Below are 25,740 nucleotides of genomic sequence, written 5' to 3'. Positions count from 1 at the left end.
ATAAATCTCTTTTGGAGTCTATTAGTTTGAGAAAAGTTTTAAAATAACTTATTCAAATTCAATTAAAAGAGAGTTTTTATCTACGGTTTCACCTTGACTTACACTAATAGATTTAATCACACCATCTCTTGGAGAGGTGATTACATTTTCCATTTTCATAGCTTCCAATATCAGTAGTGCGTCATCTTCTTTTACATCTTGGCCTTCATTGACATTAATTTCTAAAATAAGACCAGGCATAGGTGCTTTGATATTGTTGATTTGTTTGGCAGTACCAATTTCAAATCCTAAAGCAGAAATTTGTTGATCTAAGGCATCGTTTATAATAACGTCATAAGTATTGTTATTTACTTTTACCGAATACGATTTTTTGTTAAAATCAGAATTCAATATTGATGCTTTAATCGAGTTGTTTTTTACAAGAATGTGGAAGTTATCAGAAGTGGTTTCAACAGCATCAAGTTCATTTAAATCGTCTTTAGAAATATCAAAACTGTGCGAATTGTTGACTTTTATTTTGTACATAATGTAATGTTTATTGAATACAGTAAAATTAAGAAAAATCAGACTCTTAAAACATGAAAATTGTCATATTAAATCGTTAATGTTTTTAATTTTTGAAATGAGAATTTTCCTGGTGTATTTTTATGGCTTTTCTGGACAGTATAATACCTAGAATTAGAGAGACAAAAGCTCCAATCCAAATACCTGGGATGAAATCAATAAATAAGAAAAAGTCATAGAATCCATGGAATATAACTGCTAATAATAATCCCATGAGATTAAGTTGGATTCTATTTTTAGAAAACTTGGCTTTTCCCATAAAATAGCCCATTAAAATTCCAAAAGTTGCATGAGCTGGAACTGCTGTAAAGGCTCTTAAAAACCCTGTAACATAACCTCCTTCTAATACATAAATTACGTTTTCAGTAGCTGCAAAACCCATAGATACCATAACGGCATACATAATACCATCATAAGGTTCATCAAATGCTTGTTTTGGCTGTGCAAAAAAACGAACGATAATGTATTTACTGAACTCTTCTGTGAGTGCTACAACTATAAAGGCTTTTATAAACTGCTGTGGTACACTAAACTTATCTTTCAATGGTAAGATCATATCAAATCCTAAATATATTACCAAAGTTATGATGATGCTGCCAACAGCTCCTAAAAGGAAACTTGCTAATAAAAGTCGCTTAGGTTCTTTATCATACTTATCCATCAAGTAGATATAGAATATGATTATAAAAATTGGGGCGATGGCCAGAAGTAGAAGTTTCATTGTAGAAAAATAGTAAAAAAAATCAACTCAATTGTGCTTTGATGGCTTTTACCACGAATTCATAATATTTACGATTACTCGCTATAAAATGGTTGTTAGTTTGGCTTGACTCTAATAGCTCATTAAACTCTGAAATAGATACAAATTTAAGCGCTTCTACCTCACCTTTTTGAGGTGTTAAATCTTTAATATTTACATCAACTTTCGCAATGTAGGTATTGTGAAATTCATTATCTGTGATACCATTAGAATACGATTGGAAGCATTCAAAAACACCAATTTTTGATAGTTGTACTTCGGAAATAGTAATACCAATTTCCTCTTTAGCTTCTCTTAATGCAGCAGCTTCAATTGATTCTCCTGCATCGACATGACCAGCAACAGAAACGTCCCAAAGTAAAGGATATATAGTTTTACTTGCAGCGCGTTGTTGGAGTAGAATATTGCCTTCCGAAGTGTAAAGCCACAAATGTGCTGTATGATGAAATAAGCCTTTAGCATGGATTTCAGATTTTGGAGCAGAACTTCCAGTTGGCTTACCATGTTCATCTACTATGTCAATATAGTCTTCCAAAGTATTTAAATTAGAGTACAGATTTTATACACTTCACCAGCTTTTTGAAGTCATCTGTCGTATTGTACAAATGACATGAAATTCTGATGTATTTTCCTCTGAAAGACACATGAATATTCTGATTCTGTAATGCTGTTTTTAAAAAGTCGATATTTACATGTTCAGGAAGCTCAACACCAAATAAATGATGTGATCTATATTCTGGATGTTCGATAATACAACCAAGGTCAGTTAACTCTTTTGCAGCATCTATCGATAAGGATTTGCAATAATCCTGAATAGCTTTAGGTGTCCATTTCGTTACTTGTTTTAATGCTTCAATTTGCATTTTAACATAGATGAAATTTCCGCTTTCACCTACAGCATAACGGTTTGATAACGGTTTGTAAAGTGGTTGATAATTTGTAAGTTCTGATAATTTCTCACTATCAAGGCGATTAGCCCAATTATTTTCAATAGGTTCTCCATGATCAAAATAACTTCCGTAGTAAGCGTAAGCACAACCATAAGGACCGAATAGCCATTTATAACCTGCACAAATGAGCGCATCTGGTTGAATTTCTTTTACAGAAAATGGAAAAGCTCCTATGGTCTGACTTCCATCGATAACCAGTAAGGCATTGTGCTCTTTTGTTTTCTTTCTAATGGCTTTTACATCGAAGAGCGTACCATTAGACCAATGAATTTGCCCCATAGCTACTAATGCAGTATTTACTGTTATTGCATCGAGAATGTCCTGATTCCATTGTTTTCCGTTATAGTCTTTTAGACCAGGATTTTGTATTGTGATGATCTTTGCACCATATGTTTTGGCGAGTTTTTTCCAAGCATATATATTACTTGGAAACTGCTCCTCAATAACTAAGATCTCATCATTTGGATTGAGTTTAATATTGTTGGCAACAGTCGCCATTCCGTAAGATACTGAAGGAATACTCACAACACGTTCGGGTTCATCAGTATCAATCAGTTTTGCGAATAAGCCTTTAAGTTCGGTCACAGGATCAAAAAAATCACTTACAGGAATGGTGTAAGGTTTGCTTTTTTGAAGTACAGCATCAATTCCAGCTTTTTCAACAGCCTTGAAAGAAGGAGAGAGGCTAGCTATATTTAAATAGGTAACCTCTTCTGGAATATCGAACAGCTGTTTTTGGTTTAGCATTGGTTATAGATTACTCAAAATACGAAAACGTATCTCCATCTTTGATTTTTAGTAATGTTTCGTAAATCATTCTGATTACATTTTCTACATCGTCACGATGTACCATTTCCACAGTGGTATGCATATAACGTAAAGGCAATGAGATCAAAGCAGAAGCCACACCACCATTACTGTACGCAAAGGCATCTGTATCTGTTCCTGTAGCTCTTGATAACGCCGAACGCTGGAAAGGAATTTTCTTCGCTTCTGCAGTATCAGTAATCAAATCACGTAATTTTTGTTGTACTGCAGGAGCATAAGCCACAACAGGACCTTTACCAATCTCTAAATGACCTTCCTTTTTCTTATCGATCATTGGCGTAGTTGTATCATGTGTCACATCAGTTACTATAGCAACGTTTGGTTGAATAGTGTCAGTAATCATTTGCGCACCTCTAAGTCCGATTTCCTCTTGAACAGAATTTGTAATGTAGAGTCCGAATGGCAAGGTCTTTTTATTTTCCTTTAGTAATCGAGCAACTTCGGCAATCATAAATCCACCCATTCTGTTGTCTAATGCACGACAGACAAATTTATCTTTGTTGAGTATGTGGAAGGTATCAGGATAGGTGATGACACAGCCTACGTGAATTCCTAATTTTTCAACTTCATCTTTTGTAGCACAGCCACAATCAATAAAAATATTATCTGGCTTTGGCGCTTCTTCCTTGGCTCTGTTTCGTGTGTGAATAGCTGGCCAGCCAAACACACCTTTAACGATGCCCTTTTTGGTATGAATATCTACAATTTTACTTGGCGCAATTTGATGATCACTTCCACCATTTCTGATGACATAGATTAAACCATTATCAGAAATATAGTTAACATACCAAGAGATTTCATCAGCATGACCTTCAATAACAACTTTATACTTTGCTTTCGGATTAATAACTCCAACAGCAGTACCGTAAGTGTCAGTTATAAACTCATCTACATAAGGTTTAAGATAGTCCATCCATACCTTTTGACCATCCCACTCATAACCTGTAGGAGCAGCGTTGTTTAAATATGTTTCGAGGAAATCAAGTGATTTTTTATTCAGTATACTTTTTTTTGCCATTTGTATGTTGTTTGTATTTCCGTAAAAATAAAAGGTTTTATTTTGTTTTTAATAGCTTGCGAAAACTTTTTGTAACAAAATGAACTATTTTTACACTTATCACCTTAATAAATTTAATTTTAAACTGTAAACAATGAAGTTAGTCATTAAAGATCTCACTAAAACATATAAAAATGGTGTAAAGGCCATAGACAATCTTAATCTCGAAATTGGAACAGGGATGTTTGGTTTATTAGGACCAAATGGTGCAGGTAAATCCTCTTTAATGCGAACTATTGCAACCTTGCAAAGTCCTGATTCAGGATCTATAGAGTTTGGAGATATTAATGTTTTGGAGGATAAAATGGCGTTGCGAAAAATTTTAGGTTATTTACCTCAATCTTTTGGAGTCTATCCAAAAATGTCTGCAGAAGCTTTATTGGATTACTTTGCTACTTTAAAAGGCGTTGCTTCAAAAAGTGAACGCGCAGCTTTAGTAAAAGAAGTTTTAGACATTACTAATTTATATGATGTTAGAAAAAAGAATGTTGCTGGTTATTCTGGTGGTATGAAGCAGCGTTTTGGTATTGCTCAATTACTACTAAATAACCCAAAGCTTATCATAGTAGATGAACCCACTGCAGGATTAGATCCAGCTGAAAGACATCGTTTTTTGAATGTGCTTCGTGAGGTTGGTACCAATTGTACTGTTATTTTCTCTACGCATATTGTTGAAGATGTAAAGGAACTTTGCAATGAGATGGCCATATTGAATGGTGGTCGTATTTTAATGCATTCAACACCTTCAAAAGCCAGAGAGGAACTTAAAGGAAAAATTTGGACTAAAATTATTGAGCGTGATGATCTTGAAGTTAATGAAGCTAAATACAATGTATTGTCTTCAAACTATAACGAAGATAATACTTTAAACATACGAGTGTTTTCAGATGATATACCTGATACTGATTTTAAAGTATCAGAGCCACAGTTAGACGATGTGTACTTTATAGCTCTCAGACAGGACGAACCTGCGTTGAGCTAATCTATTTTCATCTTAATTTAAAATACACATTATGTTTTCTACAATATTTTCTCATGAATTGAAATACTGGTTTAAAAAACCAGCATTCTACATATATATGTCAATCTTTTTTGTCTTGGCAATATTCTTGGCTGCTGCCAATGCTGGAATATTTGATAGCCTTACAGTAACAACCGGGTCTTCCAGAATTGTGAACGCACCTTTTGGAATTGCTAATTTATTTATCTCGCTTACCATTTTTATTTTCTTTCTGTTTCCCTCAATAATCGGAGTGTCGATACACAGAGATTTTAAAAGTGAAATGCATACGATATTATATTCCTATCCCTTTACAAAAAGCAGTTATCTGTTTGCTAAATTTTTTAGTGCAGTGTTCATTGTCACTTGTATTGTTTTAACCATAGGACTTGGAATGTTTATTGGTTACAGAATGCCAGGTACTAATGCTGAACTATTAACGTCTTTTGATTTTAAATCATACTTTAATGCTTACCTGTTTTTCATACTACCAAACATATTGCTATTTGGAGCTATCGTTTTTGGTGTGGTAACATTTACGCGTAATATCGCTGCTGGTTTCATCACTGTTATATTGTTGTTGTTTGTTCAAGGTGTTGCTGAAAGCTTTTTATCAGATCCAGAATATAGATATGCAGCAGCTTTAGCAGATCCTTTTGGTGGAGCAGCAATGCAATACTATACCAGATATTGGACAGTTGCTGAACAAAATGAACTTCATATTCCTATTAAAGAGGTCATTATTTATAACCGATTGATTTGGTTAGGGGTGTCTTCTGTAGTATTTGCTTTGGTCTATAGATTTTTTGCTTTTAGTCAAAACCCGATATCACTTTCATTATTCAAAAGAACTAAAGGAGAACGATCAATCAAGAAGAATTTTGGCGGCATTACTCGTATCAACTTACCAAAAGTGAATTTTGATTATTCATTTATTCAGAATTTGAAAACAACCTGGAAGATATCTAATATAGAATTCAAATATATCGTTAAAAGCTGGCCTTTTATTAGTATTGTTTTGGTTGGACTAATTATCGTTTTAATTGCTCTTGCTGATCTTGGTAATCCATTTGGAACACCATCATATCCAAGAACTTGGCGAATGTTACGAGGTGGAGGCGCTTTTGTAATAGCAATCAATATTTGTACGTTCTTATATGCAGGAATGCTAGTTAACCGTAGTAAAATTTCTAGAATGAATGGTATAGAAGATGTGACGCCAATTCCAAATTGGTCGTTGTTCTTCTCTAAATTTCTAGCGATTGTTAAAATGCAGATACTACTGCTGTCTGTGATTATGATATCTGGAATCTTATTTCAGTTGTATAAAGGTTATTATGATATTGAAATTGGTTTATATATCAAGGAATTGTTTGGTTTAAAACTAATTAATTATATCATCTGGGCCTTTTTGGCTCTAACGATTCAAACACTGATCAGAAACCCGTATTTGGGCTTATTCATACTGTTAGTTATCGCAATTGGAATTCCATTTTTAACATTGGCTGGAATCGAAAATGATTTATTTAAATACAACGAAGGTCCTGGCTTTGGATATAATGATATGAATGGCTATGGCGATTCTCTGGGACGTTATATGTTGTATAAGTTCTATTGGGTTCTTGGCGGATTAGTATTGATGGTCATAGCAGGGTTATTTTGGGTGAGAGGTTTACCTCACTCATTTAAAGAACGATTGAGTATTGCTAAGTCGAGATTCAAAACACCTATAGCCATTACGTTTTTAGTGTTATTGGCTGGGTTCTTTTCCTTAGGGTTCAGGATTTTTCATGAAACAAATATCGAGAATGAAAGTTTTTCGGCTAAAGAAAGAGAGCAACAAGCTGTAGAGTGGGAGAAGACCTATAAAAAGTATCAGGATGCTGCACAGCCGAGAATTATTTCTGTGAAATCTGATCTTGATATTTATCCTAAGACGAGAGATTTTAAGTCTTATGGAGAATACGTCATGGTTAATAAAACCGATCAGGTTATTGATAGTATTTTCTTAAATCATAACAGCTATCCAAGTACATTTGAATTTGATAGAGCTAATACATTAGTATCAGAGGATACCTTGTATCATTTTGATATCTATCAGTTGAAACGACCTATGGTTCCTGGTGATACCATGAGATTGAGTTTTACAGTTAAAAATAAGCCTAATACCTTATTAAGGCGAAATTCTCCAGTAGTGGGTAATGGTACATTTATTAATAATTTCCAACTATTTCCAACGTTAGGATACGACGGAAGCAACGAGCTTAGAGATGATAAAACAAGAGAGAAATATGATCTTCCGCCAAATGCCTTACGACCTCACCCTTCAGATTCTTCTGCCTTAGGAAACACCTATATTTCAAAAGATAGTGATTGGATTGATTTTGAGGCTACAGTGAGTACAAGTGAAGATCAAATTGCCATTGCACCTGGCTATCTGCAAAAAGAATGGGTTGAAGATGGTCGTCGTTATTTCCACTACAAGATGGATAGTAAGATCTTACATTTTTATGCCTTTAATTCAGCCGAATATGAAGTAAAACGTGACAAGTGGAAAGATGTTGATCTTGAGATCTACTACCACAAAGGACATGAATACAACCTCGACCGAATGATGAGAGGAATGAAAGCATCACTGGAATATAACAGTGAGAATTTTAGTCCGTATCAGCATAAACAACTTCGTATCATCGAATTTCCTAGCGGAAGTTTTGCACAATCATTTCCAAATACCATTCCATTTGCAGGAGATGCAGGGTTTATTGCAGATGTTGATGATAGTGAAGAAGGTGGCGTAGATTATACGTATGCGATTACTGTACACGAAGTTGCACATCAATGGTGGGCACATCAGGTAATAGGCGCAGATGTTCTTGGAGCAACCATGATGTCTGAGAGTCTTTCTGAGTATGTGTCCTTAAAAGTTTTGGAAAAAGAAATAGGAAAGAATCAAATGCGAAAGTTCTTGAAGAAATCACTTGACGATTATTTGACGTCAAGAACTTTTGAAAGTAAACGTGAAAAACCACTGATGTATAATGACGGACAAGGTTATATTCGTTATCAAAAAGGGTCGCTAGTGTTTTATGCATTGAGTGATTATATTGGAGAAGATGTACTAAATAATGCACTTAAAACCTATGTTGAAAAAGTGAAATTTCAAGCGCCACCATATACCACCTCAATTGATATGGTCAATCATATCAAAGCCGTTACACCAGACAGCTTACAATATGTTATTAAAGATATGTTTGAAACCATTACTTTATATGATAATCGAGTTGTAGATGTTTCTACTACGGAAACGGATAACGGAAAGTATAAAGTAGATATCGAATTTAACGTTAGTAAATATCGCAATAACGAAAAAGGAAAACGCTACTTTTCCGAAGAAGGAAGAGATTCTATTTCGTATGCATCTGAAAAAAGTAAAAGACCATTGCTGTCCTTACCACTGGAAGATTACATCGATATTGGAATTTTTACAGAAGATGATGTTGATGGTAAAAAGAAAGAACGAGTTCTATATTTGAAGAAGCACAAAGTTACTAAGATCAATAATACAATATCAATTATAGTGGATGAAAAACCAACAGAGGTAGGTGTGGATCCTTTTAATAAATTGATAGATACCAGATCTAATGATAACCGACAGAAAATCTAATAATTAAATAATACAATTCATAAAAACCCATAAATCTATTTGTTTATGGGTTTTCTATTAGGCTTATAAATTAGACCTCAATTATAATATTAACACGAATTAGGGGTTTTAAAAGCAACAAATAATTAATTTTGAATATCCTATTTGGAACAATTTTAGCTATCATACAATTAATGAAACAATTTTTATATCTCATATTAATCTTTCCGTTGTGTCTTTTTGCTCAGGTAGAACCTAGACAGCAAGACTCAACTAAGGTGCAGTATATTTATGTAGAAGGTGATTCTATTGTTAAAGAGGCCATTGATCTCAAGGAGGTCTTAGTACTCAATAAGCTCAAGTTTGCTAATAAGGATGAGCGTATAGATTATCTCATTTTAAGAAGAAAAACCTTAAAGGTGTATCCATATGCTAAGTTAGCTGCAGAGCGATTAACCACATTAAATGAGCGTCTATCAACGTTGAGAACAAAAAGAGCAAAGAAGCGATATGCTAAGAAAATCCAAAAATATATAGAGAATGAATTTTCCACAGAATTAAAAAAACTAACAAAGACTGAAGGTCAAATATTAGTTAAACTCATTCATCGTCAAACGGGTAAAACTACATTCCAGTTAATCAAAGAGCTACGAAGTGGTTGGCGGGCTTTTTGGTTTAATAGTACTGCTAGTTTGTTTGATATATCGTTAAAGCGTGAGTTTAATCCAATGGACGTTAAAGAAGATTTTCTAATTGAAGATATCTTAGAACGTGCATTCCAGAACAGACTATTAAAACGACAAGAGCCGGCTATAGATTTTGATTATTACAATCTCTCAGATAAATGGTTAAATAATAAGTCAACTACACAAACTAAAAATTAATGCGTACCCAAAGCCCTTTAGAAGAGCGTCTAAATGCATGGAGTCATGGTATTGGTGCAGCTCTAGGAATTGCAGGACTAGTTCTGCTAATCCTCTTCCTTAAAAAAGAAACACCTTATGCTTTATTTAGTGTTATTGTATATGGTGTCTCTATTATTGTATTGTTTTTAGCGTCTACTTTTTATCATGCTGTAAAAGGCGATAAGCGCAAACACTATTTTAGAATACTAGATCATATTAGTATTTATTTACTCATTGCAGGTACATATACACCTGTACTTCTTATTATGTTGTCTGATAGTTTGGGTTGGACACTCTTTTGGGTGGTTTGGGGAATAGCCGCTTTTGGTGTGATATTAAAACTTTTCTTTACTGGTAAGTTTGAAACGTTCTCTACCTTACTATATCTTGTTATGGGTTGGCTTATTGTTTTTGACTTTTCTAAACTTGCTGACCGAATGGATACTATCGGACTCTATCTATTGTTTGCTGGCGGACTTTTCTATACTTTAGGTATTGTGTTCTATGCTGTTGAAAAAATACCTTACAATCATGTTATTTGGCATTTTTTTGTGCTAGGTGGTGCAATTTGTCACTTTTTTATGGTGTACTTTCATGTAATTTGAGCACAATACAACCTAAGCAGAAAATAAAAATGATACGTTTACAGGAAGCTACAGCGACATGTTTCTAAACATGTTGATCTATTAGTACTGCATTACCATCAGGATCTAATACAACAAAGCTAGCAGGTCCAGAAGTAGTTTCATCTGCTTCAGACTCTAATGCCACTCCCTTAGACTTTAAATGCTTCTGAATGGTTCTCACATCATCAAATTCTTCAATGGTATTAGCGTTTTCATCCCAACCAGGATTGAAGGTTAAAATATTGTTCTCAAACATGCCTTGAAATAATCCAACTAAAGCATTCCCATTTTTCATAATGAGATAATTACGTTCGAGATCTCCAGCAAATACCGAAAACCCTAAATTTTCATAAAATGATTTAGAGACATAAATATCTTTTACAGCTAAACTAATTGAAAAAGCGCCGAGTTTCATAATAATAGTATTAAAGATTGTATTCAATAAAGATAGGAAATAAGTTGTCTAATACATATCTAGTTAAGAACAAATATGTATATAAGATAAGCTAGAATAAGGGATATAGCCAATATAATTAGGAAGTCTTTTCTGTTTTCAAATTGAATTTTAGATCTAATATCTACTTTTAATTGCTTGAGTTCTTTATCAGATAATTCAGGAAAATTATATTCTGGTGTCTCTTTGGAGTAGCTTAAGTTTTGTTCTTTCTTGTAGATACTTCGTTTATGGTTACGATCTGCTTTTCGTTGTAATGTGGCTTTAAATTGACTTAGACTTCCCATGATATATTTTTATAGTATAAGTCTGATAAACCTCAAAAATGTTACGCTATGATTGGGTTTACCGCAATTTTATTTAAGTAGGTAGAGTTGTAGTGAAATCAGAGTCAGTTTCAGGATAAGACTCTAGTCGTCTAATATTTCACGATACTCGTCAAAAAAGGCTTCAAATTTACTCATGGTCTCATTGAAGAAGATCATAACATCCTGCCAAGTATTTTTATTGTGAATAGATACTTTTTGATTTAAAGGTAAGTAGATTCTTGAAATCTCTTTTCCGTTGTCCAAATAGAACTCTTCTTTATATATAACTTCAGAGAGGTAATCATTTCTAAGAATAGATTCAAGAGATTGTAGCTTTTCCCAATATTTGATTCTATTTTCCAAATCATCTTCAAGATCTAAAGCAACTAGTGCTTTTTTAGTGTCAAAATGAAATTTAAATGAAAACCCTTTTATTTTGGTGTTGTATAGGATCCATTTCCGAGGAAAAGATTTCCCAAAACTGATCCAAAATTCTTGTCGTAATAATCTTGATTCTTCCTTTGAAAACATGAATATTAAATAATAAAAGCAATACTAACACCTAAAAGGATAGCAACCAATTTTGAAAGATTAAATTTATGTCCTTCACTACTTTCAAATAATATAGTAGTTGAAATATGAAAGAAGATACCTATCACAATGGCATTGATCATATTAAGATAATCTGTATTAATTGAACTAGCATTAGAAATATAGGTTCCTAAAGGCGTCATCAACGCAAATACAATAAAAAAACTTATAATCTGAAGTTTTGTAAAATTAGATTGCAATAAGAAGGTTGACAATAACAATGCTATTGGAATTTTATGAATTAATACACCATATACCATATCGTTATGTTCGTGTATTGGAAAGCCTTCCAAAAAACTATGAACACATAAGCTAATAAATAGTAACCATGGAAATACAGTTTCATTTTTATGAATATGGACATGTCCATGCTCAGCCCCTTTAGAAAAAAATTCTAGTATGATCTGCAGGAGAATCCCACACATGATATACAACCCTGTAGTTTTTGCTTCAAGATGTTCATATACTTCTGGTAGCAGGTCGAAAAGCGTTAATGCTAACAAAAAGGCTCCACTAAAAGAGAGTAAAAGTTTAGTGTATATATTCTTTTTTTGTTTAGTTAAAAACGCTAAGACAATACCAATACCAACAGCTATTATAGGAAGAATATACGATTTCATTATTTAAAAATAAGGACTAGACGTTCAGAGGTTTTTGCATCGTATTTTTTGAGTTTGTAATCTCCAAATACATCTAATAAATATACACCAGCTTTTTCAAATAGATCTTCAAAATCTTCTAAGGTGAAGGCTCTAACACGCTCTTGAAAATGAAAGTCATCACCTTCAGTAGAAAAATAAATATCTTTCACGATGTAACCATCTTTAAAGCTACGATTTAATTTGAAGTCAATGCCTTCTACAGTTTTGGTATTTTCAGCAACTAAATTATCGATAACATAGTGGCTATTCATAAAGTCAATTACTCCAAATCCGAATTCGTTGATATTTGCTTTAATAGCTTTGATCGTCTTTAAATTATCTTCTTCATTTTCAAAATAACCAAAACTAGTAAATAGATTAAAGACAGCATCAAATTGTTTTTTGTAGGGCTTACACATGTCATGAACTTCAAAGTGAAGTGTGTCATTCTCAAATTGTTTGGCGTATTCAATACTGTTTTCTGAAAGATCTACACCTGTAACATTATATCCTAAACTGTTAAGATATACCGAGTGTCTTCCTTTTCCACAGGCAAGATCTAAGATTTCACCACCTTCAGGAAGGTTGAGATATTCGGTGAGATTATCCATGAACACTTGCGCTTCGTTGTGATCTCTGTCCTTGTATAAGACATGATAAAAAGGGGTGTCAAACCATGATGCGTACCAATGTTGTGTCTCTTTTGTCATATTTACTTCCCGTTTGATCGGGAATCTCATTTTTAATTCTTCTTCTAAGCCACAAAAATACTTTATTTTTGCAATCTATTAGTTGTACAGCATGGAGAATAATTACAAAATGGTTGCAAAAACCTTGTATGGTTTTGAAGATCTATTAGAAAGAGAACTCATACAATTGGGCGCAATGGATGTCAAAAAAGGTGTCAGAAACGTAAGCTTTGTAGGAGATAAAGGCTTCATGTACAAGGCTAATTTGGCATTGCGAACTGCGATAAAGATATTGAAGCCCATTAAAACATTTCGCGTTGTAAACGAGCAAGACCTTTATGATCAGGTGTATAAAATGTCTTGGAGCAAATACTTGAAACCTACAGGGAGTCTTGCTGTTGATGCTACTGTACATTCAAAAGCATTTACGCATTCTAAATATGTTGCACTCAAAACCAAAGATGCCATTGTTGATAAATTTAGAAGTACAGATGGCCAGAGACCAAATGTTGATTTGAGGTTCCCAGATATCAAGATTAATGTTCATATTGACCGACAAGTATGTACGATATCTTTAGATACTTCAGGAGAATCATTACATAAAAGAGGCTATAAAACTGCAACTAATATTGCACCTATAAATGAAGTGTTAGCAGCAGGTTTAGTGATGATGTCTGGATGGGATGGACAATCAGACTTCATGGATCCAATGTGTGGTAGTGGAACAATACTTGCTGAAGCAGCAATGATAGCTTGTAATATTCCCCCAAACTTAATGCGTAAAGAATTTGCCTTTGAGCGTTGGCAGGATTGGGATGTTGATCTATTTGAGAAAATAGAAGAATCTCTACTTGGTAAAACTAGAGATTTTCATCATAAAATGATTGGCTACGATAAATCTCCAAGTGCTGTTGCTAAAGCTAAGGCGAATATAAAAAATGCACATCTCGAAGACTTTATTAGTATTCAACATGAAGACTTCTTTAAGACAGAAAAGATAGGAGATAATAAGCTTCACATACTTTTCAACCCACCATATGGAGAGCGTTTAGATATTAATATGGAAACGTTTTATAAGGAAATAGGAGACACTTTAAAACAAGGCTATCCGGGAACAGAAGCCTGGTTTATTACTTCAAATCTCGAAGCTTTGAAACATGTGGGTTTACGTCCTTCGAGAAAAATTCATTTATTTAATGCAAAGCTAGAATCCCGACTTGTAAAATATGTGATGTATGAAGGTAGTAAGAAGGGAAAATATATGAATTCTAAAGACAGTAATAAATGATAAAACAAGCAATTGCCTTATGTACAATCTTCTTGATCTGTATGACAGTGAATGGACAAGAATTAAAATGTAAAAAATTTAAGACAGGAACGTTTATGATTCCTGGGAATGAAAATGTACCTACAACAACTGTAAAACGGAGTAAGACGTCACAGTTTGAATCGATTTCTGAAGATGACTTTATGGTCTTGGATATTGAGTGGATTGATGATTGTAACTATGTATTAAAAACCAATGTAGAAAAAACGCCAGCTAAGCGAGTTACCGAAATGGATAAAGGTATTGATAAGGCAGGTGGCTTAAGAATACAAATGCTAAAAACAGTTAAGGACACAATGTATTTTCGTGCTGTAGCAACTATAAACGGCAAAGATTTTCCGTTGGAAGGTATTCAGATCAAAGTTAGTAAGCGTTATAAATAGTTAGTTGTCTTCGTTTTCTACAACCACTTTTTTATCCTTTTTATAAATAGGAATCATATAGGATATGGTATACCCAAAACCAATACCAAAGCGACCACTATCATAGGTTCTGTTAAAACCAGGTACGTAGAGGTTTTCAAGACCTTCAGGCTGATCTTGTGATATCATGCTCTTCAGTTGAACATTTAGTCCGCCATAAAGATTGGTGAATAACTCGGCTTTAAGTCCGATAATCAATTCAACCCAAATAGCTGATAAACCATCAAACTCCTGATTTGGATTTTGAATTGAAGGAGCGTTCCAATATTGATTGGTATTGTAAACGGTAAAGCTATTAACTTGCTGACTAAAACTACTGGCACCAACTCTAAACCCTGTATAGATCATGTTTTGCATATCTAACCAGTTGGTATAAGTATTGTAATCAATTCCTCCTTTTAGATAGCTTCCTTTAGAAGTCACGTCGAGAAAATCAGTGATGGTTGAACGCTCTTCGGTTCCTAATTCACCAGCTATGTATAAGTTCTTCGTTAATCTATAATCTCCATTGATTTCAAACCCTGTATAGTCTTTATCTACCAAAGAACGTGCTAGTTTACCTATGTCACCACCAAGTCTGATACCATATTTTTGCTTATAAACAAGTGTGTCAGATGTTGTGTCGTTTCCTTGTGATTGTGATGTCAGAGGAAGCAACATCACAATTATCAAACTAATGATAAATAATGATATGTGCTGCTTGTTCATTTTCTATGCTTTCGTTTAAAATTTCTGTATTGATGATCCAGTTATCGTCGTCATTATCTCTAAAGATACCACCAGTTGGTAGTCCAATGTCAAAAATGCTTTTATAACCACAAGCTCTCGATACATATATGAATTCTGGAGTGTATCTAACTTCAATGATATCTATGTTAGAATCATTGTCAGGATTTTCATTATCGGCAAAGTCGGCATCTTTTTCTAACTGAAATCGGGTGATTGTGAATTCTCCTTCATTCGTAAAACGCAAAGGTAATGCAATAGAATCTGTGTTAGTTCTAACACTAATAGTTTCCTCTAGTGGCATGTCATCATCATTAAGACCTCTTGCTTCCAGTTGTCTAACCTGTTTGGTGTTATCTTGGTTATTGATATCGTAAAATCTGATGATTAATTGTGGTGTGGTTGCAGTAGTTTCTGCACAAATATCATCACGTTCACAACTTAAAGCGATACCTGCTGTTATTGCGATTAAAGCGACTATGATGTGTATTCTTTTCAATTTCAGTGTATTAATTTAGTTTTTCTAAAAGCACAACATTTTCAACATGATGTGTTTGTGGAAACATGTCAACAGCCTGTGTTTTTACAATCTTATAAGATGCTTTCATTAAAGCCAGATCTCTAGCTTGGGTTGCACTGTTACAACTTACATAAACTATTCTTTTTGGCGCAATATTTAATATTTGATTAACAACAGCGACATGCATTCCATCTCTTGGTGGATCTGTTATAATCACATCAGGATGACCATGTTCAGCAATAAAATCATCATTAAATACAGTTTTCATATCACCAACATAAAAATCAACGTTTTCTATGCCATTTAATTGTGCATTTTCTTTTGCTGCCGAAATGGCATCAGGAATGGCTTCAACTCCAATTACCCGATGAGCTTGTTTAGCTACAAACTGAGCAATAGTACCTGTTCCTGTATATAAGTCGTATACAAGTTCATCACCAGTTAAGCCAGCAAAATCACGAGTAATTTTATAGAGCTCATAGGCTTGTAAAGAATTGGTTTGATAGAACGATTTTGCATTGATCTTAAATTTTAAACCTTCCATCTCTTCAAAGATGTGATCCTGTCCTTTATAACAAATCACTTCCTGATCATAGATGGTATCGTTAGCCTTACTATTAATAACATATTGTAAAGAACTAATCTGCGGAAATTGCTCTGCTATGTGGTTGAGTAATAATTCGCGATGTTCTTTATGTTCTTTGAAAAACTGCAGCATGACCATCAGATCTCCTGTGGTAGAAGTACGAACCATCATCGTTCTTAGAAAACCAGTTTGGTTTCTGGTATTAAAAAATTCTAAACCGTTTTCAACAGAAAAACGTTTTACTTCATTTCTAATCGCATTTGAAGGATCTTGCTGTAACCAACATTTATCAATATCCAAAATCTTATCCCACATTCCTGGAATGTGAAATCCAAGCGCATTTCGATCACCAAGATCTCTATCAGATTCAATTTCTTCTTGAGTTAGCCAGCGACTATCGCTAAATGAAAATTCCATTTTATTACGATAGAAGTATTGCTCTTCCGAACCTAGAATAGGTGTCACCTCTGGTAAGTCTAAATGACCAAGACGAATCAAGTTATTGGTCACTTCTTTTTGTTTGTATTCTAACTGATATTTGTATTCCATATCCTGCCATTTACAGCCACCACAAACTCCAAAATGTTCACATTTTGGTTCTGTACGCTTATTGGATAAGCTGTGAAATTTAATGGCTTTACCCTCAAAATAAGCTTTACGCTTTTTAAAGGTTTGCACATCCACAACATCGCCAGGAACAGCATTAGGTAAAAAGATCACACGTCCATCCGGAGCCTTACCAATTGTTTTGCCTTTAGCTCCAGCATCTATGACTTCAACATGCTCAAAGATTTGCCTTTTATTTTTTCGTCTTGCCATACCGCAAAAATAATAATCGTTACAGATAAAATGTATGTAAATAGAATTATCTTTAAAAAACTTCTGAATAATATGAACCTTTTTTATTTTTCTGCGTCTTTAAAGTATGAAAGTTATTAACCAACATACACGTTTGATTGATCAGCCTAAGGCATTCGTATCTCAATTATTTGACACATTAGCTACAAAAAATGATAGGATTTGGCCAAAAGAGAATTGGCCTGCAATGAAATTTAAAGACGGACTCCAAATTGGAAATAATGGAGGTCATGGACGTATAAGATACACCATTATTGAGTTTGAACCTGGTTGTCGTATTAAGTTCAAATTTTTAAAACCTGACGGATTTTACGGAACTCACGAGCTTGTCATCGAAAGTGTTTCTGAGGATTCAACAGAAATTAGACATGAGATACGAATGAAGACATCAATAAAAGGATATATATTGTGGATCACCATGATAAGATGGCTGCACGATGCTTTAATTGAAGATGCTTTTGACAAAGTCGAAAATCAGTTTCTTTCAGAAAATAAAGAAACGTCACACAGTTTTTGGGTTAGATGTTTGCGGTCAATCTACAAACGAAAATTATCCAAAACGAAACAGGTTTAATTGAAAAGAGATCAACATACAGATGCAGCACTGGTAAAAGCTTACTTATTGGGAGATAAAAGTGCTATGGCCAAATTGGTGAAGCGTTGGCATCTTACGTTTTGTCAAAAAGCATTTTGGATTGTTAAAGATCCAGAGTTAGCTAAAGATATTGCTCAAGAGTCCTGGCAGGTGATTATTGATAAGCTTGATAAACTCAAAGATGTGAATAGTTTTGGAGCTTGGGCTTTACGTATCGTATGTTCGAAATCTTTTGATGCTTTACGACAACAAGTTAGAAAACGTCATAAGGATCAAGAGTTGGAATACTCCATAGCTGAAGATGAGAATACTGATTCTGGCAATGATGATGAACAGTTAAAAGCATCACTCCTGCAAGCTGTCAAAGCGTTGTCAGAGCAACAGCAAATGGTGGTCAAGTTGTTTTACACAGAAAGTTATTCATTAAAAGATATTAGTAAAACTCTTGATATTTCCGTAGGAACTGTTAAATCGAGATTGTTTCACGCAAGAGAAAAATTAAAACAGATTTTAAAAGATAAAACCTAAAATAGTAACATCGTTTCTGTAAACACGGAAATACTAAAAAATAAAATTATGAAAACTAACATGGAAGATATTGATAAACTCATAAAAGAAACTCTAACAGAAGAGGAAACCAAATTTTATAATTCCTTAGAAGAACAGAATGTTCTTGGTATGATAGGTGGATTATTCAAAGGAAAAAACAAATGGATTCTTATCCTGATGAATATGATGACCTTAGTGTTTTTCGGACTTTTTATCTATTGTGTGATTAACTTTTTTGATGCTGTGGAAATAAAAGCATTATTGAAATGGGGTTTAGGCAGTTTAGTGTTTTTAATTGGAGTGAGTATGTTAAAAATCTTTGCCTGGATGCAGATGGATAAAAATGCATTGTTAAGAGAGATGAAACGCTTGGAATTACAGGTTTCGTCGCTATCAGGAAAAATGTCACAATAACATTTTAAGAAGCAATTAATATTTATTAATTTGCAGACTCTAGGGATGATTTCTTTCCCACGCTGAATTTTCGAACTCTTCGAAAGGATAAAGGTAGATAAGGAATAGTTATTTTCCTCGCAATGCGAGATTTAATTATTAATGTTTGCATTAATTGTAATGTCAAACGATGCCTTGTTGATTGAGAGGCATAAACCTTAAATTATTTTAAAATGGCTGTTTTAGACCACATTTCATCGCAAGAAGCGATGGCACTAGAAAACAAGTATGGCGCTCAGAATTATCATCCGCTTCCTGTAGTTTTATCGAAAGGAAAAGGAGTGTACGTTTGGGATGTAGAAGGGAAGAAATATTACGACTTCTTATCTGCTTATTCATCTTTAAACCAAGGGCATTGTCACCCCAAGATCGTTAATGCAATGATTGAGCAAGCGCAACGATTAACCTTAACTTCAAGAGCATTTTACAATGACATGCTTGGGAAATATGAAAAGTATGCCACTCAGTACTTCAAATTTGACAAAATGCTTCCTATGAATTCGGGTGCAGAAGCTGTTGAAACTGCTTTGAAACTTTGTAGAAAATGGGCTTATGAGGTTAAAGGAATTGATTTAAATAAAGCTGAAATCGTTGTTTGTAAGAATAATTTCCACGGAAGAACAACCACTATTATTTCATTCTCAAATGATCCGGTTGCAAGAAAAAACTTCGGTCCTTATACGGATGGATTTATAAAAGTAGAGTATGACGATCTCAAGGCTTTGGAAGATGTTTTAAGTACAAATCCTAATGTTGCTGGATTTATGGTAGAGCCAATTCAAGGTGAAGCTGGTGTGTATGTGCCAAGTGAAAACTATCTTAGAGAAGCTAAGGCATTATGTGAGAAATATAATGTACTCTTTATTGCTGATGAAGTACAGACAGGAATTGCAAGAACCGGAAGGTTATTAGCCAGTTGCGGAAACTGTAGTTGTGCAAATAAAGATTGCTCTGGGACACCAGATGTAAAGCCAGATGTATTGGTGTTAGGTAAAGCCTTAAGCGGAGGATTGTATCCAGTATCAGCTGTTATGGCTAATAATGAGATCATGAATGTGATCCAGCCAGGAAACCATGGAAGCACTTTTGGAGGAAATCCAATTGCAGCAGCTGTAGCAATTGCAGCATTAGAAGTTGTAAAAGAAGAGAGACTTGCCGAGAATGCTTATCAATTAGGCGAATTATTCAGAAGTGAAATGAACAAGTACATAGAAACAAGCTCAATTGTAAAATTGGTTCGTGGTAAAGGTCTGTTAAATGCTATTGTCATCAATGACGATGAAGATAGTGACACCGCATGGAATATTTGTTTAGCATTACGTGATAATGGCTTATTAGCCAAACCAACTCATGGAAACATCATTCGTTTTGCACCTCCTTTAGTTATGACTAAGGAGCAATTATTAGATTGCGTATCAATAATTACTAAAACATTGAAAGCTTTCGAAGTGTAAACATGATAAACAAGTATAAAAAAAACCTCAATGAAAATTGAGGTTTTTTTTATTTCTAATTTTGAGCTTTCATTTCTTCCATTCGCTCCATTAATAGTTCAGGATCATTAAGAGCATCCCATCCAATTTGAGAGAGAATATAAATAACGTAACATAAGAACAATACGTTAAGTATTAATCCTATAATTGCTAATATCTTACCAATATTCATGTTTTGATAACCAGTATATAATTCAGGTTCTTCCATGTAAGTCTTCTTCGCTTTAGAAGCAAGGACTAATGCTATAATTGATAAAGGAATACCTATGATTCCATAGCACCAACATAATACAATTGATATTATTCCAAATACAAGTATTAGCGTTGAATTAGGTAATTGTTGTTTTTCCATATTTGAGTTTTAGTTTAATAAAATGTTTTATAAATAAAATTGCCTAGTATTAAAACGGCATTTATAACAGCCAAAATAATAATAATTTTATAGGCATGCTTGAAATTCCTAAAGTAATTTAAGAAGATAATACTCAACATGGCAATTAAGCTATAAATTGCTGGGTACATTTGAAAAGCTGCAACAAAGTCGCCGTCAAGAATTAAAGCTATTGATCTTTGCATACCACAGCCCATGCAATCTAATCCGAACAATTTTTTGTTCAAACAGGGAAGCATGTATTCTTCAGGAGACATCATAATGGGAATTATCGGTCTCACAAAAATAATAAAATTGAAATAATCTCTTTTTAGTTTTGGATAATCACCTTTTTAGAAATAACTTGATTGTTAGCGACAGTAATACTAGCAATGTAAACTCCAGAACTAAGTGATTTGGTAGTAAAACGATAGTCGTTTTGATTTCCTACTTCATTGGTGTTCATTACACGCTTGCCACTAACATCGTAAATAGATACTGTTTTAATATCTATTCTGTTTGGATTCAATATAACTAACTCAGAGCTTTTAGTGTTTTGGAAAACATCAAAATCTTCTTCTGCTATTTCTGGTGTGCTGAGTGTATCTCCACCTTCAAAAGTAATTTCAAAGCGATTTGAGTAATTACCAGCTTGAAGGCTTATGCTATAGTTTTGTTCCTTTAGATTAATATATAAATCATTTTCAATATCGTAAAGGTATATTGGTTGAGAGGTCTCAAAATTTTGTACATCGAAAATGCTAAATTCAATTGATTGCTGCTCAATAAGATTTACTACAAGCGGAATTCTTTTTTCAATTTCAAATTTATGCGCCTGAATAACATATGGTTTATCGTCCAGAACCCAAGATGCATCAGTGGTTGGATTGTCATTAGAAACAGGAGCTTCTAATCCGTAATCAAATCCGTCAGTTGCACTATTATGAAAATTGTGTACTAGTTGTCTTGTATATGAATAGTCAAAACTCACATTGATTCTGAAACGTTTAAAATCTCCAGGAACAATATTCAATCCCATGTCATTATATTCAATCTCATCGTCTAAAACATCATTAGTGTCTGCTTCAGCCATTCTAAAGAAATAACTATTTCCTGCAGATTCCTTTTCAAATACACGATGCGTATTTTTTACAAATACCTGAGAGCCTCCTGGTGTTGTTGGAGCGCCTTCAACCATAAATCCTTGACCAACTGGTATGTATCGTCTTGCAATTTTACTTCCTGTAGCTCCTGGTGGAGGTAGCGGTACAGTATTACCAAAGTCGTCAAACGTAGAAAATACTGCAGGAGCAAATGTCTCAACACCTCCAGCCGAAATGGTATAAGAAGCATAACCACCTATATAATTCGATGTAAAATGATCGGTAGGCTGTTGTTCCCAATAGTATAGAGCACCAGTTGTAGCAGGTAATAAAGCAGCATCTGTATCTACATTTGTGTTATCGGTATCATGAATGAATAACAAGGCATCTAATGCTGAAGGATACGGATTACCAATCAGTGTAAATTGATCTGCAGCAATATTATTTGTAATAGTACCGTTGTTTGGTTTTCCTCGGAAATCGTATAATTGACCACCAGTTGCTCCAATACCTTTCATGGTAAAACCGAGACCTGGTAGGATTGTACTTGTTGGATCTAAGATGACCCAATCACTATATTGGTTACCTGTAACGTAAGAGTATAGCCAACGTTCTGAAATCACTAAAGGCGAAGATGTACCTTCGTAGTTTGTTGTAAAGCCAGCATCAGAACTAGAAATCAAACCTGTTGGGTCTGCAACTGTAACAATATTGGTAGCTTCATCAATGAGATTCACTCTGGCATTGTCATTACCAGCTGTAGCTGAATTAATACCTACTGGAGAACACCAGTAATTATATGCGTACTCATTTGCTGTTCCAGTTTGATATATACTCAATTCACCTATTCCAGAATTACCTGTAGTGCCAGTGCCTTGAATTAATTGTGCCTCGTTGCGCAAATATACTTTTGAATCGGCTTCTTGTAAGTTGACATTATCGTTTACAAACACAACTTCATCGGAAACAAAAATGTAAGCATTATTGCGAACTGTAAGTTGCGCAAAACTTAACGATGATATTGAAATTGCAATAATGAGGGCGTACAATTTTTTCATAATGGATTAATTCTAAATGGGTTTAATCTTGGTTTTCTAGAAGCACATTAAGTTTAGACTCTAAAAGTAATACTTTATCCTCTAAATCCTGAATTTTTGAATTTTGATTATCAATTAATGATTGTTGCTCCTTGATGGCTTTTGTCAAGATAGGTATAATTCTAGTGTAGTCCATAACAACAAATTGCTCATGACTATTACTTATTCCTTGTTTTGGTTTGATCTCAGCAGTAGCGTTAGTGTTTAAATTTTTGTCTCTGACTATCTCTGGTAATACTTCTCTAACTTCCTGTGCAATAAAGCCATACTCCATTTCTGTGTTGAGACCCATATAAGGATACTTATCATAGTCATAAAAATAGGTTACAGGGTTTAATTGAGAAATAATACTTAAAGCACCATTAATCTGTGTAATATTCTTTTTAGTTCTTTCGTCTGAAATAGCTCCAAAAAAACCTGTATATCCTAAATCGTTATAAAATTGACCTCCCCAGCCTTGGTCTGGACCACCACTATTAAAGCGAGAGCCGATAACTCCGGTACCTTGCCATTCGTTACTAGAACCAAAAACACCAATCGTATTTGAGTTGCCAGATCCTCCATAAATAGCTAAACCAAATACACCAGCTGGTGTAAAGGTAGTACCTGAGTAACTGGTTACACCTTCTATTGCATTATATGGATTGGTAGCAGAGGAATTGAATCCACTTAGGGAGACACCATCAGTTCCAGAATTTGTGCTTTCAGCTAATGAAGTTGCACCAATATTGCCTGTATTGACTACTTGAAAAGTGTAAGCAGGTGTTGTTGTACCAATACCAACTTGGGCTTGTGTAAAACTAAAAGTAAATAGAATTAATAAGCCGGTTAAGGTTTTAAGGTCGATTAAGGTTTTCATATTCAATTAATTAATATTAGACTAAATATATTACTAAGATGCTTTAGTTTTTCTACTTTTGTAAGTATTTTCGATGAATCGTGAATTATTTTCGTTAACATTACTTATTATGCAAAGAAAAATTAGTTATTTATTAATCCTAATTGGCGGAATTATAGCTATTTACGCTCAAGCTCAGGAACAACAAAATCAGTATATTTTGATTGGAGGCATTGTAATTTTAATGGTTGGAATTTACAGTGTGTCAAGACGAATTCCGAGCAAAACAGATAATGAAGACGATCAGCAAATGCCTATGCTATGAGACTAAAGGTTGGAGATGCTGTTTCTGTTTTAGATGAAGATATCAACGGTATCGTTTCTAAGATATCTGGAGATGTAGTTACCATTCATACAGAGGATGGTTTTGATATGGAATTCTCATTGTCTGAAGTTATAAAAACCAAACCTCTCACATCACAACTGTTTGTAAATACTGATCCAGATGCTATTATTTCTGAAAAGGAGCAGGTCACTAAACGAAAATCTGTAAAGGTTAAGCCTAAAGAACGCAATCAGCCATCTATGGAAGTTGATCTGCATATCAATCAAATTACTACGCGTCATAAGCACATGAATAATTTTGATATGCTTAATCTGCAATTAGATACAGCCAGACATAAGTTAGAATATGCTATTAGGAACCGAATTCAAAAAATTGTTTTCATTCATGGTGTAGGTGAGGGTGTACTTAAAACCGAATTGGAGTATCTTTTTGGACGTTATAATAACGTGAAATTCTATCCTGCTGATTATCAGAAATACGGTTTAGGTGCTACTGAAGTATATGTTCTTCAGAATGTTTAATCTTCTGTGCTAAAAGTGAGTGTGTTGGTGTAAGTTCCTAAGAATAAAGGCTGTATGTTTATAATTTCAATATTAGCCTCTAAAATTGTCACTTCAACAGTCACTAATCTGGTAAATTCATTGTCAATGAATTCATCTTGAATATACTCATCAACTGCATTACTGTCTAAATACCTTGGCGTATTATTTACACCATTTGAAAAATCAAAATCATCGGTTAAAGATAAATTGTCATTTTCATCTTCATCAGCGGTTAAAACACCATCTCCATCATCATCATTGTCTAAATAATTAGGAGTTCCGTCATTATCTGTATCTAATGCATCAGTGATGTCTCCATCTTCATTTGGATCAAACTCTTCAATCGCTGTTGGAACATTATCATTATCATCGTCTTCATCTATATAGTCAGGTATACCATCTCCATCAGAGTCAATTGCATTAGGGTAGGAACCATCTTCAGCTTGAGCGCCACGACCTTCAAGATCTGATGGGATTCCGTCATTATCATCATCCTCATAAGTGGATATAAACTCAACTGTAGCTCCTGAAGCAGCTTCATAATCATTAGTAATTGTGGTTCCAGGAACTGGTATGATTTGGCATATCAGGTTTTCTGGATTACCATCATAAGTTCTGTAGTTAAATGCTATAGTAGTACCATTGATATCTAAGGTGTAAGGTTCTCCAGTATTATCAGATGGATTGAAAATAGCATTATTAGCTGTGTTTACAGGAAATTTTAGTGATAGCGACTCATTAGGATCAGTTTTGATATCATATAGCAAATATTCTTGACTATTTTCATCACCACAAAGTTCCAGTTCTTCATCAAATAACAATTCTACCTCAAAGACATCTCCATCATCACAGGAAAAAGCAAGTAATCCAATAAAGCAAATGTATAGTAGTCGTCGCAT

General features: G+C 34.0%; 30 protein-coding genes. 12 read left to right on the top strand and 18 right to left on the bottom strand.

Annotation, left to right across the window (positions count from 1 at the left end; all coding sequences use genetic code 11):
* Positions 1-48: 48 nt before the first annotated feature.
* From Q0951_RS08875 to Q0951_RS08855, 5 genes are all read right to left on the bottom strand, one after another.
* On the bottom strand, positions 49-525 hold the full coding sequence (locus Q0951_RS08875; RefSeq protein WP_299336226.1) for an acetyl-CoA carboxylase biotin carboxyl carrier protein subunit: 477 nt from the start codon (positions 523-525) through the stop codon (positions 49-51).
* A gap of 85 nt (positions 526-610) precedes the next feature.
* Positions 611-1,285 carry a PrsW family glutamic-type intramembrane protease gene (locus Q0951_RS08870; protein ID WP_299336225.1) on the bottom strand — a complete coding sequence of 225 codons (675 nt, stop codon included), beginning with the start codon at positions 1,283-1,285 and terminating at the stop codon, positions 611-613.
* 22 nt (positions 1,286-1,307) lie between these two features.
* Entirely contained in the window at positions 1,308-1,859 is a 552-nt protein-coding gene (locus tag Q0951_RS08865; protein ID WP_299336224.1) for an NUDIX domain-containing protein, read from the bottom strand.
* 10 nt (positions 1,860-1,869) lie between these two features.
* Positions 1,870-3,021, bottom strand: coding sequence for an aminotransferase class V-fold PLP-dependent enzyme (locus tag Q0951_RS08860; protein WP_299336223.1), 1,152 nt, complete (start codon positions 3,019-3,021; stop codon positions 1,870-1,872).
* A gap of 10 nt (positions 3,022-3,031) precedes the next feature.
* On the bottom strand, positions 3,032-4,120 hold the full coding sequence (locus tag Q0951_RS08855; RefSeq protein WP_299336222.1) for a M42 family metallopeptidase: 1,089 nt from the start codon (positions 4,118-4,120) through the stop codon (positions 3,032-3,034).
* Positions 4,121-4,253: 133 nt separating this feature from the next.
* Here Q0951_RS08855 and Q0951_RS08850 point away from each other — a divergent pair, with 133 nt between their 5' ends.
* The 4 genes from Q0951_RS08850 (at position 4,254) to Q0951_RS08835 (ending at position 10,312) form a co-directional block, all read left to right on the top strand.
* A complete protein-coding gene (locus Q0951_RS08850; protein WP_299336221.1) occupies positions 4,254-5,141 on the top strand; it encodes an ABC transporter ATP-binding protein in 888 nt (295 codons plus the stop codon).
* 31 nt (positions 5,142-5,172) lie between these two features.
* Positions 5,173-8,823, top strand: coding sequence for a M1 family aminopeptidase (locus tag Q0951_RS08845; RefSeq protein WP_299336220.1), 3,651 nt, complete (start codon positions 5,173-5,175; stop codon positions 8,821-8,823).
* A gap of 173 nt (positions 8,824-8,996) precedes the next feature.
* Positions 8,997-9,686, top strand: a complete 690-nt coding sequence (locus tag Q0951_RS08840; RefSeq protein ID WP_299336219.1) for a DUF4294 domain-containing protein — start codon at positions 8,997-8,999, stop codon at positions 9,684-9,686.
* Entirely contained in the window at positions 9,686-10,312 is a 627-nt protein-coding gene (locus Q0951_RS08835) for a hemolysin III family protein (protein WP_299336218.1), read from the top strand. The genes Q0951_RS08840 and Q0951_RS08835 overlap by 1 nt, the downstream gene beginning before the upstream one ends.
* Before the next feature lie 64 nt (positions 10,313-10,376).
* Here Q0951_RS08835 and Q0951_RS08830 read toward each other — a convergent pair whose 3' ends face one another.
* The 5 genes from Q0951_RS08830 to Q0951_RS08810 form a co-directional block, all read right to left on the bottom strand.
* On the bottom strand, positions 10,377-10,748 hold the full coding sequence (locus tag Q0951_RS08830; protein WP_299336217.1) for a VOC family protein: 372 nt from the start codon (positions 10,746-10,748) through the stop codon (positions 10,377-10,379).
* 59 nt (positions 10,749-10,807) lie between these two features.
* Positions 10,808-11,074: a hypothetical protein gene (locus Q0951_RS08825; RefSeq protein WP_299336216.1), complete on the bottom strand. Its 267-nt coding sequence runs from the start codon at positions 11,072-11,074 to the stop codon at positions 10,808-10,810.
* 123 nt (positions 11,075-11,197) lie between these two features.
* On the bottom strand, positions 11,198-11,626 hold the full coding sequence (locus Q0951_RS08820) for a DUF4268 domain-containing protein (RefSeq protein ID WP_299336215.1): 429 nt from the start codon (positions 11,624-11,626) through the stop codon (positions 11,198-11,200).
* 5 nt (positions 11,627-11,631) lie between these two features.
* Positions 11,632-12,306, bottom strand: coding sequence for a ZIP family metal transporter (locus Q0951_RS08815; protein WP_299336214.1), 675 nt, complete (start codon positions 12,304-12,306; stop codon positions 11,632-11,634).
* Positions 12,306-13,037, bottom strand: coding sequence for a cyclopropane-fatty-acyl-phospholipid synthase family protein (locus Q0951_RS08810; RefSeq protein ID WP_299336213.1), 732 nt, complete (start codon positions 13,035-13,037; stop codon positions 12,306-12,308). The genes Q0951_RS08815 and Q0951_RS08810 overlap by 1 nt, the downstream gene beginning before the upstream one ends.
* A gap of 91 nt (positions 13,038-13,128) precedes the next feature.
* Between Q0951_RS08810 and Q0951_RS08805 the strand changes: the two genes are divergently transcribed.
* Both Q0951_RS08805 and Q0951_RS08800 read left to right on the top strand, forming a co-directional pair.
* Positions 13,129-14,304, top strand: a complete 1,176-nt coding sequence (locus Q0951_RS08805) for a THUMP domain-containing protein (protein ID WP_299336212.1) — start codon at positions 13,129-13,131, stop codon at positions 14,302-14,304.
* On the top strand, positions 14,301-14,726 hold the full coding sequence (locus tag Q0951_RS08800; protein WP_299336211.1) for a hypothetical protein: 426 nt from the start codon (positions 14,301-14,303) through the stop codon (positions 14,724-14,726). The genes Q0951_RS08805 and Q0951_RS08800 overlap by 4 nt, the downstream gene beginning before the upstream one ends.
* Here the strand turns inward: Q0951_RS08800 and Q0951_RS08795 are convergent, their stop codons facing one another.
* Genes Q0951_RS08795 through rlmD form a run of 3 tightly spaced genes read right to left on the bottom strand, consistent with a single transcriptional unit; the run spans position 14,727 to position 17,416 of the window.
* Complete coding sequence (locus Q0951_RS08795) at positions 14,727-15,473, bottom strand: DUF6048 family protein (RefSeq protein ID WP_299336210.1); 747 nt, start codon at positions 15,471-15,473, stop codon at positions 14,727-14,729. It abuts the gene before it with no gap.
* Positions 15,439-15,990, bottom strand: a complete 552-nt coding sequence (locus Q0951_RS08790) for a DUF6452 family protein (RefSeq protein WP_299336209.1) — start codon at positions 15,988-15,990, stop codon at positions 15,439-15,441. Before Q0951_RS08790 ends, Q0951_RS08795 begins: the two co-directional genes overlap by 35 nt.
* A 10-nt stretch (positions 15,991-16,000) precedes the next feature.
* Positions 16,001-17,416: a 23S rRNA (uracil(1939)-C(5))-methyltransferase RlmD gene (rlmD, locus tag Q0951_RS08785; protein ID WP_299336208.1), complete on the bottom strand. Its 1,416-nt coding sequence runs from the start codon at positions 17,414-17,416 to the stop codon at positions 16,001-16,003.
* Positions 17,417-17,522: 106 nt separating this feature from the next.
* On the opposite strand from rlmD, the gene Q0951_RS08780 reads away from it, so the two are divergent.
* The 4 genes from Q0951_RS08780 (at position 17,523) to rocD (ending at position 20,506) form a co-directional block, all read left to right on the top strand.
* Positions 17,523-18,029 carry a hypothetical protein gene (locus Q0951_RS08780; protein WP_299336207.1) on the top strand — a complete coding sequence of 169 codons (507 nt, stop codon included), beginning with the start codon at positions 17,523-17,525 and terminating at the stop codon, positions 18,027-18,029.
* On the top strand, positions 18,030-18,578 hold the full coding sequence (locus Q0951_RS08775; protein ID WP_299336206.1) for a sigma-70 family RNA polymerase sigma factor: 549 nt from the start codon (positions 18,030-18,032) through the stop codon (positions 18,576-18,578).
* A 48-nt stretch (positions 18,579-18,626) separates the two neighbouring features.
* Positions 18,627-19,013, top strand: a complete 387-nt coding sequence (locus Q0951_RS08770) for a DUF6768 family protein (protein ID WP_299336205.1) — start codon at positions 18,627-18,629, stop codon at positions 19,011-19,013.
* Positions 19,014-19,225: 212 nt separating this feature from the next.
* Positions 19,226-20,506: an ornithine--oxo-acid transaminase gene (gene rocD, locus Q0951_RS08765; protein ID WP_299336204.1), complete on the top strand. Its 1,281-nt coding sequence runs from the start codon at positions 19,226-19,228 to the stop codon at positions 20,504-20,506.
* Between the two features lie 55 nt (positions 20,507-20,561).
* On the opposite strand, the gene Q0951_RS08760 is transcribed toward rocD, so the two are convergent.
* The 4 genes from Q0951_RS08760 to Q0951_RS08745 all read right to left on the bottom strand — a co-directional run bounded on the left by Q0951_RS08760 (position 20,562) and on the right by Q0951_RS08745 (position 23,974).
* Positions 20,562-20,897 carry a CCC motif membrane protein gene (locus Q0951_RS08760; RefSeq protein WP_299336203.1) on the bottom strand — a complete coding sequence of 112 codons (336 nt, stop codon included), beginning with the start codon at positions 20,895-20,897 and terminating at the stop codon, positions 20,562-20,564.
* Between the two features lie 14 nt (positions 20,898-20,911).
* Positions 20,912-21,175 carry a DUF2752 domain-containing protein gene (locus Q0951_RS08755; protein ID WP_367179753.1) on the bottom strand — a complete coding sequence of 88 codons (264 nt, stop codon included), beginning with the start codon at positions 21,173-21,175 and terminating at the stop codon, positions 20,912-20,914.
* Positions 21,176-21,246: 71 nt separating this feature from the next.
* Positions 21,247-23,076, bottom strand: a complete 1,830-nt coding sequence (locus Q0951_RS08750; protein ID WP_299336201.1) for a T9SS type A sorting domain-containing protein — start codon at positions 23,074-23,076, stop codon at positions 21,247-21,249.
* 22 nt (positions 23,077-23,098) lie between these two features.
* On the bottom strand, positions 23,099-23,974 hold the full coding sequence (locus Q0951_RS08745) for a tail fiber domain-containing protein (RefSeq protein WP_299336200.1): 876 nt from the start codon (positions 23,972-23,974) through the stop codon (positions 23,099-23,101).
* Positions 23,975-24,083: 109 nt separating this feature from the next.
* On the opposite strand from Q0951_RS08745, the gene Q0951_RS08740 reads away from it, so the two are divergent.
* A complete protein-coding gene (locus Q0951_RS08740) occupies positions 24,084-24,278 on the top strand; it encodes a hypothetical protein (protein WP_299336199.1) in 195 nt (64 codons plus the stop codon).
* A complete protein-coding gene (locus Q0951_RS08735; RefSeq protein ID WP_299336198.1) occupies positions 24,275-24,820 on the top strand; it encodes a Smr/MutS family protein in 546 nt (181 codons plus the stop codon). The genes Q0951_RS08740 and Q0951_RS08735 overlap by 4 nt, the downstream gene beginning before the upstream one ends.
* Here the strand turns inward: Q0951_RS08735 and Q0951_RS08730 are convergent.
* Complete coding sequence (locus Q0951_RS08730; RefSeq protein ID WP_299336197.1) at positions 24,817-25,740, bottom strand: hypothetical protein; 924 nt, start codon at positions 25,738-25,740, stop codon at positions 24,817-24,819. The two genes, Q0951_RS08735 and Q0951_RS08730, sit on opposite strands and share 4 nt — an antisense overlap.

Source organism: uncultured Psychroserpens sp., assembly GCF_947501425.1.
In the GTDB taxonomy this organism is placed as follows: domain Bacteria; phylum Bacteroidota; class Bacteroidia; order Flavobacteriales; family Flavobacteriaceae; genus Psychroserpens.
The sequence above is the reverse complement of the archived record's forward strand: the minus strand, read 5'-3'. Positions and strand labels throughout refer to the sequence as shown.